Genomic DNA, 12,940 nt, shown 5'->3' with positions numbered 1-12,940 from the left:
GTTTTGCAGAGAGCAACGAGAGTGCCAGCATTGCCACGCATCAAACCGATAGGAGATCATTCAGGTAGGCGCATCGCAATTTAAGCATTTGATTAACGTTTTCGCTCAACCACTGCGCTCCTGATATTTTCAATCTTCTGCCAATCTGTTTAACGGCTGATTCGACAGCTCCCGAACCAATCGAACAAACGTTTTCTCTTGATAACCATTGGTAGTTCACTATTCGATGTCGATGCTTTTGAAGATAGATACAAAAATTTTTTGCTGGTTGACGGCGGCAAGATTTAAACAAATTAATGGTTTCATCTACACGTCCCTGCCACAAAAATTATCGAGCTACCGCCAGCCGCTTCAAAGAGCCACCTACTTTATGCAAATTCTCTATTAAATGATACCAGTCTAATATTTCTCGTCGCCGTGGGCTAGGGATTTAACTGACCTATAATGTTCCAAATTCCCTCATGGCCGTCTCCTAAACAGGTTAGTAGGGGAGCTAAAGGCTGACGGTTAACATAATCAATTAATGCTTGATTATTTTGAAAATATGCGCCATAAAAACTCGGGTGAAGCCGGACGGCTTTATAGTCAAGCCAGTGACAACCTTCTCCCCGAGCGCCTCTAACACGGACTTTTCCTCCATCTATGCTAGCTTCCCGGACGTATGACACTTCTGTGGGTTCGCTCCATTCTTGCTTTTCTACCAATCTGTGTAAACAAGTATGACCGAGCTTTACTCCGGTTTGTACTTCAATTTCTTGAGAAGCTTTTTGAAAAGATAAATTAGCCGTCAGTCGCAGACAGCATTTTTCAAATCAGGGACTTAACCGAGTAGATTTTTTGACCGCCAATTTCTCAGCTTGTTTTTCTGTAATTGTTAACTCCCCTAGACAGCTCTTTACGGTTCGGGGCCGTCCCATTTCTGTTCCGGTTGCCTGTTTGATAAAAAAAAACCTATTTGCGGCCCGATTAGATCTAACCATTGTTATCTCAGGTGCTTTTCAATGGTTTCGAGGTTTTCGAGTGCAGTGAGGGGCGTGTTTTTGTAGAAGATATCTGCGATTTCTTTTCTCACAGGCTTTTAAACGCTCCTGCTCTTCTGGTGTCATAGCTATTCCTCGCTTAGTGGCAATTGTTTGAGGATTGCATCTTACCACTTTTCCCCATTTTTAAAATTTGTCAACCCCTAAAAAATCACTAATTGACTCTTCAGAAAACTTGGTTTTTTCTAGTGTTTGTTTTGCCAAAACCTCTAATTATACCATTTTGGTGAGAAGTTACAAAATCGGGATGTTCGCGATGAATTTTCTCGCTTCACTGGCCGGAAAGCCAGTTCATAAAAGGATGATTGAGAATGGTGCAACATCTCAGTTATCAAAAACTGTCGGAATTGTGGTTATTAGCGATTTCCTGAAAGCCCATTCCCGCGTGCGACTGAATACTAGATATTTTATCGTACTCACCCAACTTAAAGTTGATAGAAAGCTTGTAAAAATTTGTCAAAACAAAGTGTCTCTACTCAAAGGATTAGGCAGATTGTTTGGGGTTTGATACCGCAAAATCGGACTCGATCGCGACAAGTCCTAGGACTCATAAACAAGATTTAGATTCTATTGTGACTTTAAAGTTTGAGAGATTTAACTCAGATCGGTAGACGACAAAAAGCACTCTGCTGCGAAAGCACTTTCTTTGACCGTGCTGATTATAGTCTGACCTTAACCCTCGGAGTGTAGCAATACTAACTAATTGATGCCGGAGCGATCGCACAACTGACAACATGAAGAACACCCAAATCTTCAAAGGATCTGAGACAAAATTTTAGATAAAAAAAGCCCAGCTCGCTCTTTCCCTCGCAAACCAAAAGATTCTTGAGATGGACAACAGCTTAAGAGCGAGTTTAGGGGATCGATCGTGCATCTAACTAATAAGTTTTGTGCAAAACCCGGCCTGTACTCGGAGAATTATCACTTTTGCACCTGCATGACAGCCAAAAAGATTGTGCTAGAATCCATCAATAAGTAGTCGTAGGTTGGGCACAGACCGAGAAGAGCAATCTTCTTGCAGTCTAGGGGAGGTTGTAGGTCAGCCACCATTTGGGTCTTCCCAGTTGAAAGCCACCCTGCAACATGAGCCTGGAATCTGCAACCGCAGCCGAGTGCGGCAGATCGGTTGGGAGTGTCGCGCTAGAATAAGCAGTACGAGTAGGGACAGGGCAATGCCGTGTCCCTACGAGAACAAAAACGCTCGTTGTGCGAGCGTGACCTCGAAACGGGCACATAGCAGCAGGTGATGGGAATAAATCATGTTTGAACGCTTCACAGAAAAAGCAATAAAAGTAATCATGTTGGCCCAGGAAGAAGCTCGCCGCCTGGGTCACAACTTCGTAGGGACAGAACAGATCCTCCTGGGTCTGATCGGAGAAGGAACCGGGGTTGCAGCTAAAGTCCTCAAATCAATGGGGGTCAACCTCAAAGATGCTCGGATTGAAGTGGAAAAAATAATCGGCCGCGGCTCTGGTTTCGTAGCAGTCGAAATTCCGTTCACTCCCCGCGCCAAGAGGGTTCTAGAACTATCCCTAGAAGAAGCTCGTCAACTCGGACACAACTATATCGGCACCGAACACCTGCTGCTAGGCCTGATCCGCGAAGGTGAAGGAGTAGCGGCCAGAGTCTTAGAAAACCTGGGAGTAGACTTGTCGAAAGTCCGCACCCAAGTGATTCGGATGCTGGGAGAAACCGCAGAAGTCGCAGCCACTGGTGGCGGTGCCCGCACCAAAACCCCAACCCTCGATGAGTTCGGCGCCAACCTCACTCAAATGGCGGTCGATGGCAAACTAGACCCAGTAGTCGGACGCCAAAAAGAAATCGAACGGGTAATTCAAATCCTCGGTCGCCGCACCAAAAATAACCCGGTGCTCATCGGCGAACCCGGAGTTGGTAAAACCGCGATCGCCGAAGGCCTGGCCCAACGCATCGCTAACAATGACATCCCAGACATCCTGGAAGACAAGCGCGTCGTCACCCTCGACATCGGCTTGCTCGTCGCCGGTACCAAATACCGGGGCGAATTTGAAGAACGCCTCAAAAAAATCATGGACGAAATCCGCACTGCGGGTAACGTGATTTTGGTGATTGACGAAGTGCACACTTTGATCGGTGCAGGTGCTGCTGAAGGGGCGATCGACGCAGCCAACATCCTCAAGCCGGCTCTGGCAAGAGGCGAACTCCAGTGTATCGGCGCTACCACCCTTGACGAGTACCGCAAGCACATCGAGCGCGACGCAGCCTTAGAGCGGCGCTTCCAGCCCGTCATGGTAGGCGAACCTACCGTTGACGAGACGATCGAGATTCTCTTCGGTCTGCGGGAACGCTACGAACAGCACCACAAGCTGAAAATTTTGGACACGGCCCTCGAAGCTGCCGCCAAACTCTCACATCGGTACATCTCCGACCGCTTCCTCCCAGACAAAGCAATTGACTTGGTAGACGAAGCTGGTTCCAGAGTTCGCCTGATCAACTCCCAACTGCCCCCCGCAGCCAAAGAACTTGACAAAGAACTGCGCCAAGTCCTCAAAGATAAAGACGAAGCGGTGCGTTCTCAAGACTTTGACAAAGCCGGCGAATTGCGCGATCGAGAAATGACGATCAAAGCCGAAATTCGCGCTATTTCCCAAGCCAAAAAAACCGACTCGGCCCGCACCGGCGAAACCGACCCATCGCCAGTAGTCACCGAAGAAGACATCGCTCAAATCGTGGCAAGCTGGACGGGCGTCCCGGTCAACAAACTGACCGAATCCGAATCCGAAAAGCTGCTGCACATGGAAGATACCTTGCACCAGCGCTTGATCGGCCAGGAAGAAGCAGTGAAAGCCGTTTCCCGCGCCATCCGCCGCGCTCGCGTCGGCTTGAAAAATCCCAATCGCCCGATCGCCAGTTTCATCTTCTCCGGGCCCACCGGCGTCGGCAAAACCGAACTCACCAAAGCCCTAGCCGGCTACTTCTTCGGTTCCGAAGACGCGATGATTCGGCTGGATATGTCGGAGTACATGGAACGTCACACCGTCTCCAAACTCATCGGTTCCCCTCCGGGCTACGTCGGCTACAACGAAGGCGGCCAACTCACAGAAGCAGTCCGCCGCCGTCCTTACACCGTCGTGCTGTTCGACGAAATCGAAAAAGCCCACCCCGATGTCTTCAATATGCTCCTGCAAATATTGGAAGACGGCCGCTTAACCGATGCCAAAGGTCGCACCGTGGACTTCAAAAACACGCTGCTGATTATGACATCCAACATCGGGTCTAAGGTCATCGCCACAGGCGGCGGCGGTCTCGGCTTCGAGTTCAGCGAAAACCAAACCGATGCCAATTACAACCGTATTCGCTCCTTGGTTAACGAAGAACTCAAAAACTACTTCCGCCCCGAATTCCTCAACCGGCTCGACGAAATTATTGTCTTCCGCCAGTTGAACAGGGAAGAAGTCAAGGAAATCGCCGTCATTATGCTCAAAGAAGTGTTCGGCCGCTTGACAGAACAAGGAATCACGATGGAAGTCACTGAACGGTTCAAAGAACGGCTGATAGAAGAAGGCTACAACCCCAGTTACGGAGCCAGACCCCTGCGCCGCGCCATCATGCGGTTGTTGGAAGACAGCTTGGCTGAGGAAATCCTTTCTGGCCGCATCAAAGACGGCGATACCGCTGTTGTGGATGTGGGCGAGGACGGAATTGTTAAGGTGCTGCAAGGTCAAAAGCGGGAATTGCTGCCTCAAGGCGCTGAGTAAGTGTCAAGGCGAGTGAAGTTTTGAAATAACCAATCTTGCAGCCGGAAACAACTCAAAATCCTCACATAAAAAAAGGTAGAGAATTTTAATTCTCTGCCTTTTTTATGAGTTAAAATCAAGAGAATGCACTACACTTTTCTAAGTATCTTCGTCTCAAAAAACATCAGACCGATCGACTCGGTTTCTGTAGTGGTCGCGCACCCCTGTTCGCCCTTCCGGGTTTCTGAATAGCCAAACAAAGTTTACGTTTAATTAGAGCGAGCTACTTCAATGGCAATTAGATAATTAGCAAGAACTATATAGTGGAGAAATAAATGACATCGGAAAAAAAGAATTTGGGTACAGAAGTAGCAGAAATCCAGGGTGATTCTTCGACTTCGCTCAGCACGAGCACCTGGTGGCAGAAAGCGTGGAAGTCTAGCTTTGAAAATATTCAGATAGTGATTATTGCTTTGGGTTTAGCAATAGTTATTCGAGCGTTGGTCGCAGAACCGCGCTACATACCCTCAGATTCTATGGTACCAACTCTGCACGTGGGCGATCGCGTCGTAGTCGAAAAAATCTCCTACTACCTCGAACCTCCAAAAACTGGCGACATCGTAGTATTTGCCCCGCCCGAAAAGTTGCAAGAACAAGGCTTTACCCAAGACCAAGCATTCATCAAGCGGGTAATTGGCTTACCGGGTCAAACCGTCGCTGTTAAAAAAGGTCTAGTCTACCTCAACGACAAACCAATCGTCGAAAAATATATTGCCGAACCTCCTAAATACCAGTGGGGGCCTTATCGCGTCCCGGAAAATCAATACTTCGTGATGGGAGACAACCGCAACAACAGCAACGACTCCAGCAGGTGGGGATTTTTACCTAAGCAGAATATCATCGGCCGCGCTGTACTGCGGTTTTGGCCTCTAGAACGCATCGGCGAAGTTTGAAGTCATGACTAATAAACATCTCCAGAAAAGCAGGTTGTGGGCAGGCAGGATGCCTAACCCCTACTCCCCAGAAGTTTTTGGAGATGTTTATCAGTCATGAGTCATTAGTCATATCGTTTGCGGTTGCACTTCTTATGATACCGAGGACACCGCGCCGTGCTCGGTGTTTCTACCCGGATTAATTGTAGGGACTTAGGTGCTCGCCGTGTCGAAAGCTCTGGGTAATATTAATTCCGAGGCTACCGGAGTTGATATCATCAGTCATTAGGAAGAGGGAAGTTCGGCAACGAGCAATGTACCGGATGTAAGGGATTTAACGGATAAAGGCTGAGGAAATTGGGAACTGGTAATTGGGCAATTCTCCCACTCTCTCCGTCTCCGAGTTCCCACTCTCCCTCTCCTGTACGGAAATTTCTACATATTCTTGTGCCTTGAGAGGTAGGGACTTACTCCGGCAACTGATAAAATAGTACAAAAAGCAGCGAGATTTCTCGCCTAGATCAAAATTTGTTCAATATTAAAAAATTAGGAAAGCTATGGGATTTTTTGATTCAGAAATTGTTCAGCAAGAAGCCAAGCTGTTGTTTGAAGACTATCAATCTCTAATCAAACTAGGTGGCAATTACGGCAAATTCGATCGCGAAGGCAAGAAAATGTTCATTGCTCAGATGGAATCAATGATGGAGCGCTACCGTATTTTTATGAAGCGCTTCGAGCTGTCTGAGGACTTCATGGCTCAGATGACTGTAGAGCAGTTAAAAACACAGCTCAATCAATTTGGCATCACGCCCCAGCAGATGTTTGAGCAAATGAACTCAACGCTGGAGCGGATGAAAACTGAGCTGGAAAAACAATCCTAAGGTCAACGGTTGACTGACTGATGACTGATAATTAAGGCCGCTCAAAAGCTGAAGCAGGTTTGAAACTTTCTTCAGGAACTCCCTGCAAAGCTTGGCTCATAAAATCGCGCCAGACAGGGGCGACAATAGTACCGCCAGTAGCGCCGTAGCTCATCGGCGTGTAATCGTCGTTGCCCATCCAAACTGCCACCGACAACTGGGGAACGTAGCCCACAAACCAGATATCCCGTTCTGAGGAAGTTGTACCAGTTTTCCCAGCAGCCGGTCGTCCAAGTTGAGCTGCCCTTGCCGTTCCGTTGTAAATTACCCCTTGGAGGGCGCTGTTGACAGATGCCGCAGCCCAGGAATTGAGAACTAATTTGGGTTTGGGCGTATTGTCGAGCAAGACGTTGCCGCTGCTGTCAGTGACTTGCACGATAAACGTGGTGTCAGAATGCCAGCCGTTGTTGGCGAAGGTAGCAAAAGCTCCGGCCATTTCTAAAGGAGTCAGGTCAACTGCACCCAAGGGCAAAGAAACCACTGGTTCCATCGGACTTCTGATGCCGAGCACGCGGCAAATCTCAATTACTTTATTCAATCCGACTTCTTGACCGAGCTTGACGGCGGGAATGTTCAGCGATACTTCCAAAGCTCTGCGGATGCTGACGGCACCGGAGAAGCCGCCGCCGTAGTTTTGAGGGTAGTAGTACCCGTCGCCGTCGCGGTAGCCGACAGGGGAGTCGTAGACAACTGAATCGGGGCTGTATTTCCCGCTAGCAAAGGCAGCGTAGTAGATGAAAGGCTTAAAAGAAGATCCGGGCTGGCGGCGTGCTTGAATGGCGCGGTTGAACTGACTCTTTTTGTAATCGACGCCCCCAACCATTGCTTTGACAAAGTGGGTGCGGGGATCTACTGCGGCTAGGGCAATTTGACCTTGGTCGCGATTGTAAAACAGCCCTTGGTAGTAAAGCCGATCGTGCCACGCTTTGACGGTTTCTTCGGCTATGCGCTGCATTTTGAGGTCGATCGTGGTTTGAACGCGCATTCCTCCCTTGAGCACGGCATCTCGCCCGAAACGCCGTGTCAGCTCTTGGACTACGGCTTGTGTGACGTAAGGAACCTGAGATCCGCCAAAAGAGGTAATTTGGCCTAGCTTAATTTTTTGCCCTCGGGCGGCAGTCTCTTGGGCCGGGGTAATCCATTTGAGTTCCTTCATGCGGTTTAAAACGATTTCCTGCCGCTCTTTTGCCAACTTGTAATTGACGAAAGGACTGTATTCTTCGGGGGCAGAAATTAAGCCGGCCAGCATCGCTGATTCTGAAAGAGTCAAATTATTTGCTGACTTGTTGAAATAGCTTCGAGAAGCTGTCTCTACGCCGTACAAGTTGTGACCTAAGTAGATTTGATTCAGGTACAGTTGCAGAATTTGGTCTTTGTTGAGAATTTGCTCCAAGCGGATAGACATTACCGCTTCAGCTACCTTGCGACTAAATTTTGACTGGGGAGATAGAAACAAGTTTTTGACTAGCTGCATAGTCATAGTGGAACCGCCTTCAACGGTTCTACCTTTTTCTAGGTTGACTATGAGAGCTCGAGCTATCCCGCCGGGGTTGATGCCTTTGTGAGTGAAGAAGTTGCTATCTTCGATCGCCAGAACCGCCCGTTTCAGGTTCGGGGAGATTTTGTCAAGGGGTACGACATCCCGGTTGGCTTCGTCGTGAATGCTGGCTAGGGGCTTGCCGTTGATGTCGTAAATGTGGGTAGTTTCTGTGGGAGAGTAGGTTTGCAAGATGCGAACATCTGGCAAATTGCGGAAGCTGATCGCTAAGCCAACCAGTCCGCCAGCTACTACGGAACTGGCAAGCATTGTCATGCTGAGTATGGTTCCGGCGGTCACTTTACTGACTGACTGAACAAACTCGAATACGGGGGCTGAGTTTTCCGTGTTTTTGCGGACTGCGTTGGTTGACACGTGGATTTCACTTCCTCAATCGATGTGGGGCTTAAGACTTTTAATTTTAGATAGGGGATGGAATAACTGCCACCAGAAATGTTGGCAGGCAAGCTTTGGGATTATGGTAGCTTGTTGACGTACTCCCCGGCATAAATGCACATGGATTCTCAAAGGATGTTACAAGGCAAACTGAAGCCGTGCCTCTCCACCCTTCTTCCTGCTTCGTTGACTCTTAACTAGACTGTTCCCAGTCCCCGCCAGACCGTCTCCACAGGCAATTTGAGCCACGCTGCGTCCCAGCGCAGAGATTCCGCGATTGCGGAGCACTTGTGCGGCCGCTACGTCTCGATGAGTCGTGTAACCGCATTCAGGGCAGGAATGAACTCTGTCCTTTAATTCTTTTTTTCCGCTATGCGTATCGCATTGAGGACAAACTTGCGAGGTGTAGTCTTTGTTCACCCTGTCAAAGTAAACGCCACGCTTCCAACACACCCATTGCAGGATTAAAACAAATTGCCCGAATCCAGCATCTAAGATATGTTTACCCAGCATTCCTTTCGCCCAGACTCGAAAGTCGATATCTTCGACAAACATCATCCCAGCATCTTCACAAAGCGAGTGTGCTAGTTTGAAATGCCAGTCTTTTCGAGTATCGGCAATGCGTTGATGCAATCGTGCAATTTGCCGATTTAATTTGTGCCGATTGCTGGAGCCTTTTTGCTTGTGCTTCAATCTGCGTTGCAGCAATGTCAGCTTGCGGTGCAGCGAATCTAAGAATCGAGGACGTTCAATCAACGCGCCATTGGAGGTGGCAACAAACTTGTCTAGACCTAAATCCAATCCCACGGGATAACCCGATGGTAAAACATCGGGCACATTCACGTCACATTCTAGTATCAATATCACAAAATACCCGGAAGCCTTGCGAACAATCCGAGCTTGTTTAACTAAAAAACCGTCGGGAATCTTGCGTGACTTGACATACTCTAACCACCCCAACTGCGGCAACTTGATTTGATTGTTCTTCAGGAATTGAGCTTTACCCAGTTGGGGGTAAACGAATGACCGAATTTTGTACCGATTTTTGAATCGGGGAAACCCCATTCCCTGGCGCTTCATATCAATGAATGCTGTTTCAAGTTTTCTCAGGACTTGTTGCAGCACTTGGGCGTTAACTGTTTTCAGTTCTGGATACTGCTCTTTGGCAAGTGTTAAAGACTTGGCTCGAGCATTGTAGTTTGGGTAGAGTTCATTAGCTGGAATTATGTACTCAGAGATGATTGAACAAGCATTCACCGCACACTTGCGAGAATTAATCCAGTCTTTGCGCTCACGCAGAGCAAAATTCCACACTTTTCGGCACAAGTCTAGGGTGTGTTCTATTAGCCGAATCTGCTCATTTGTGGGCATTGCTTTGTACTCGTAAGTCAGGGTTAACAGGGTTCAATCACCTCCTTCTACAAAATTGTACATGATCTTGTAGGATTATTTTAAAAGCGGTGACTGGGAGCTTAAAAGCTGCTGCTGCGTTTCATCCCGGCTGGAAAGACCGGGGTTCTCACGGCTTCGCGCTATAGTTATGTTTTTATGCGTCAACCAGTGAGTGTAACTAATTCTGCTGCACTTTGGCAAAATTATGATGGACGATCGCTCCCCGATGATAACTCCTAACCTTTCAGCGCTTTACCGCGGCGTCAGCGAGATTTTTCCGGATCGACCTGATTCTAGCAACCCTGACGAAAATTTAGCCCAACTCCTGGCAAAAGTCGATCGACCTTTGCGCGTCAAACTGGGAATTGACCCGACTGGGAGTGACATTCACTTGGGACACAGCATTTGCGTCCGCAAGCTGCGAGCATTTCAAGATGCCGGTCACACAGCCGTATTGCTCATCGGAGATTTTACCGCAAGAATTGGCGATCCGACAGGGAAATCCGAGATGCGCAGCCAGTTGACGGCCGAACAAGTGGCGGAAAATGCCAAGACTTATTTAGACCAAGTGCGTCCGATTTTAGATTTTGACACACCCGGACGTTTGGAAATTCGCTACAACTCCGAGTGGTTGTCGAAATTGGACTTGGCGAAGATTTTGGAACTGCTGGGGACGATGACGGTGCAGCAGATGCTCGCTAAAGAGGGATTTGATAATCGGATGCAGCAGGAGAATGCGATTTATCTGCATGAGTTTCTGTATCCGCTAATGCAGGGTTACGATTCGGTGGCTTTGGAAGCGGATGTGGAGTTGGGCGGAACCGACCAAAAGTTTAATATTGCGGTGGGACGAGATTTGCAGCGACATTTTGGGATGAAACCGCAGTTTGGTTTGCTGATGCCGATTTTAATCGGGACTGACGGGGTGCAGAAAATGTCGAAGTCTTTGAATAATTATGTCGGTTTGTCGGAAGACCCGCTGACGATGTATTCTAAGTTGGAGAAAATTGCTGATAGTTCGATCGCCCAATATTTTGAACTATTGACAGATTGGCCACTTGATGAATTGCCCGAAAATCCGCGAGAAAAACAGAAACTTTTGGCTGTGGATGTGGTGCGCCAGTATCGCGGTTCGGAAGCGGCGGAACGCGCACAACAAGATGCAATGGCGCTGGTTAAAGGTGCTGCGGGACAAGCTGATGCAGTGCCCGAGTTTTCTTTGGCAAGTGTGCAGTTTCCGGCTAAGTTGTTTTATATTCTGAGTGCTAGCGGGCTTTGTAAAAGCAGCGGTGATGCGCGGAAGTTGATGCAGGGCGGTGGGGTGAAGTTGGAGGGCGATCGGGTTTCTGATGTTAATCTTACTTTTGAATCACCGGCTGATTTATGCGGTAAGGTTTTGCAGGTTGGGAAGAATAAGTTTGTGCGATTGGTGTCTTGAATCTCTTTTTTAACCGCAGATGAATACTGAAGATGAACGCTGATAATCGAATTATTGTTGCTTTGGATGTTTCGAGTCAAGAAGAGGCGATCGCACTTCTGGACAAACTGCCGCAAGTATCTTTCTGGAAAGTTGGTTTGGAACTGTTTGTGAGTTCCGGGCCGGGGATTTTGGAAATTTTAAAACAGCGGGAAAAGCGGATTTTTCTCGATTTGAAGTTTCACGATATCCCGAATACTGTGGCTGGTGCTTGTCGGGCTGCTGCTAAGTATAATGTGGATTTATTGACTATCCATTCTACTTGTGGTAAAGATGCTTTGAAAGCGGCACAGTTGGCTTTGACGGAAGGGGCGGCGGCTGTCGATCGACCGACTCCTAAGTTGATTGCAATTACCCTGTTAACGAGTTTGAATTCGCGACAGTTGGCTTTTGAGTTGAAAATACCTTTGGAGTTGCCGGAATTTGCTTTGCACATGGCATTGTTGGCTAAGGAAACGGGTTTAGCTGGTGCTGTTTGTTCTCCCCAAGAAGTGGAACAGTTAAGAATGAGTTGCGGGGATGATTTTCTGTTAGTTTGTCCCGGTGTGCGTCCGAAATGGGCCGATGGGGGCGATCAAAAACGATCGATGACTCCAAAGGCGGCTTTGAAAGCTGGTGCGAATTATCTGGTGATTGGGCGGCCGATTACTGCTGCGGACGATCCGGTGGCGGCTTTTACCCGTATTTGTGAAGAGTTGGAGTAAGAATAGAAATGTTGTTTTTTACCGCCGATAAAAGCCGATGAACGCCAATAAAATTATATCTGCGTTCATCTGTGTTTATCTGCTGATATCTGCGGTTGCAACTCCGACTTTTGCAGTTAATTTTATGACAAATCATACTAATAGTATCAATGCAAGTCGGTATGGTTTGTTAGTGCGATCGCTCTGTCCGGCTGATTTAGAAACTTTGGTCGATCGCCTGTTGCAAGATTTGCCGAGTTATGCTAATCGCGTAATTGTGCGATCGCACTTTTCTCCTAACAAAAAAACACCGTCCGATTACGCGCTGCCTCAAATAATTTTAGCCGGCCGCCCGGAGTTTGAACCGCTACCTTTAAATTTTGAAGATGCGCTTCCTGAAAATGCCAGTCAAGTTTTCATTACTACTTTGGAACGGCAGTATCGCGGGGAGAAACGAGTAGAGATTCAGCAGTATCACTGGCTATTTTTCACTAAAACGGAGAACGGGTGGGAGTTGGCAAAAATTGTTTCTCGGTTTGGTACTGCGGCGGAGATTCGTCCTTTATTAGGTCAAGATAGTGAAAGCGAAATTGCTGAGGCTATTCGTTTGTGGTTGCGCGATTGTCAGGCAAAAAATAAGTTGTCCCGCAACTAAATTGTATTTTTGGGCGGGCGAGACGCCCACCCCACATGAAATAATTGTGATTGTGCAACAGGCATCTTGCCTGTTCCTGACAGAAAATAATTTTATTGTGGAACAGGCATCTTGCGGGCGGGCGAGACGCCCACCCCACATGAAATAATTGTGATTGTGCAACAGGCATCTTGCCTGTTCCTGACAGAAAAT

8 protein-coding genes and 1 pseudogene are annotated in these 12,940 nt (G+C 47.9%); 6 read left to right on the top strand and 3 right to left on the bottom strand.

All coding sequences use genetic code 11. From position 1 onward, the window contains the following. Positions 1–40: 40 nt before the first annotated feature. Positions 41–1,106, bottom strand: a pseudogene (locus QUB30_RS13145) (ISKra4 family transposase). 1,193 nt (positions 1,107–2,299) lie between these two features. Here QUB30_RS13145 and QUB30_RS13140 point away from each other — a divergent pair. From QUB30_RS13140 to QUB30_RS13130, 3 genes are all read left to right on the top strand, one after another. Beyond that, on the top strand, positions 2,300–4,777 hold the full coding sequence (locus QUB30_RS13140; RefSeq protein WP_332978051.1) for an ATP-dependent Clp protease ATP-binding subunit: 2,478 nt from the start codon (positions 2,300–2,302) through the stop codon (positions 4,775–4,777). A gap of 314 nt (positions 4,778–5,091) precedes the next feature. Beyond that, positions 5,092–5,709: a signal peptidase I gene (gene lepB, locus QUB30_RS13135; RefSeq protein WP_333333837.1), complete on the top strand. Its 618-nt coding sequence runs from the start codon at positions 5,092–5,094 to the stop codon at positions 5,707–5,709. 536 nt (positions 5,710–6,245) lie between these two features. Next, positions 6,246–6,569 (top strand): DUF1825 family protein, encoded by a 324-nt coding sequence (locus QUB30_RS13130; RefSeq protein ID WP_333239302.1) that lies wholly within the window; start codon positions 6,246–6,248, stop codon positions 6,567–6,569. 31 nt (positions 6,570–6,600) lie between these two features. Here QUB30_RS13130 and QUB30_RS13125 read toward each other — a convergent pair whose 3' ends face one another. Together QUB30_RS13125 and QUB30_RS13120 are read right to left on the bottom strand one after the other, a co-directional pair. Continuing rightward, positions 6,601–8,520, bottom strand: coding sequence for a transglycosylase domain-containing protein (locus QUB30_RS13125; RefSeq protein ID WP_333333834.1), 1,920 nt, complete (start codon positions 8,518–8,520; stop codon positions 6,601–6,603). 159 nt (positions 8,521–8,679) lie between these two features. Next, the gene (locus QUB30_RS13120; protein ID WP_445300498.1) at positions 8,680–9,933 is read right to left on the bottom strand and encodes an RNA-guided endonuclease InsQ/TnpB family protein; all 1,254 of its coding nucleotides are present in this window, start codon (positions 9,931–9,933) and stop codon (positions 8,680–8,682) included. Between the two features lie 205 nt (positions 9,934–10,138). Between QUB30_RS13120 and tyrS the strand changes: the two genes are divergently transcribed. From tyrS to QUB30_RS13105, 3 genes are all read left to right on the top strand, one after another. After that, entirely contained in the window at positions 10,139–11,371 is a 1,233-nt protein-coding gene (tyrS, locus tag QUB30_RS13115) for a tyrosine--tRNA ligase (protein WP_333333832.1), read from the top strand. A 32-nt stretch (positions 11,372–11,403) separates the two neighbouring features. Beyond that, on the top strand, positions 11,404–12,114 hold the full coding sequence (pyrF, locus tag QUB30_RS13110; RefSeq protein ID WP_333333830.1) for an orotidine-5'-phosphate decarboxylase: 711 nt from the start codon (positions 11,404–11,406) through the stop codon (positions 12,112–12,114). A gap of 124 nt (positions 12,115–12,238) precedes the next feature. Further along, positions 12,239–12,748 carry a hypothetical protein gene (locus tag QUB30_RS13105; RefSeq protein WP_333333827.1) on the top strand — a complete coding sequence of 170 codons (510 nt, stop codon included), beginning with the start codon at positions 12,239–12,241 and terminating at the stop codon, positions 12,746–12,748. Positions 12,749–12,940: the final 192 nt, after the last annotated feature.

The organism is Microcoleus sp. BROC3 (assembly GCF_036702515.1).
Lineage (GTDB): Bacteria > Cyanobacteriota > Cyanobacteriia > Cyanobacteriales > Microcoleaceae > Microcoleus.
The sequence above is the reverse complement of the archived record's forward strand: the minus strand, read 5'-3'. Positions and strand labels throughout refer to the sequence as shown.

Excerpts from the sequence above, each read along its gene's own strand:
- QUB30_RS13140 (WP_332978051.1), top strand. The coding sequence starts at position 2,300 with ATGTTTGAACGCTTCACAGAAAAAGCAATAAAAGTAATCATGTTGGCC.
- lepB (WP_333333837.1), top strand. The coding sequence starts at position 5,092 with ATGACATCGGAAAAAAAGAATTTGGGTACAGAAGTAGCAGAAATCCAG.
- QUB30_RS13130 (WP_333239302.1), top strand. The coding sequence starts at position 6,246 with ATGGGATTTTTTGATTCAGAAATTGTTCAGCAAGAAGCCAAGCTGTTG.
- tyrS (WP_333333832.1), top strand. The coding sequence starts at position 10,139 with ATGATGGACGATCGCTCCCCGATGATAACTCCTAACCTTTCAGCGCTT.
- pyrF (WP_333333830.1), top strand. The coding sequence starts at position 11,404 with ATGAACGCTGATAATCGAATTATTGTTGCTTTGGATGTTTCGAGTCAA.
- QUB30_RS13105 (WP_333333827.1), top strand. The coding sequence starts at position 12,239 with ATGACAAATCATACTAATAGTATCAATGCAAGTCGGTATGGTTTGTTA.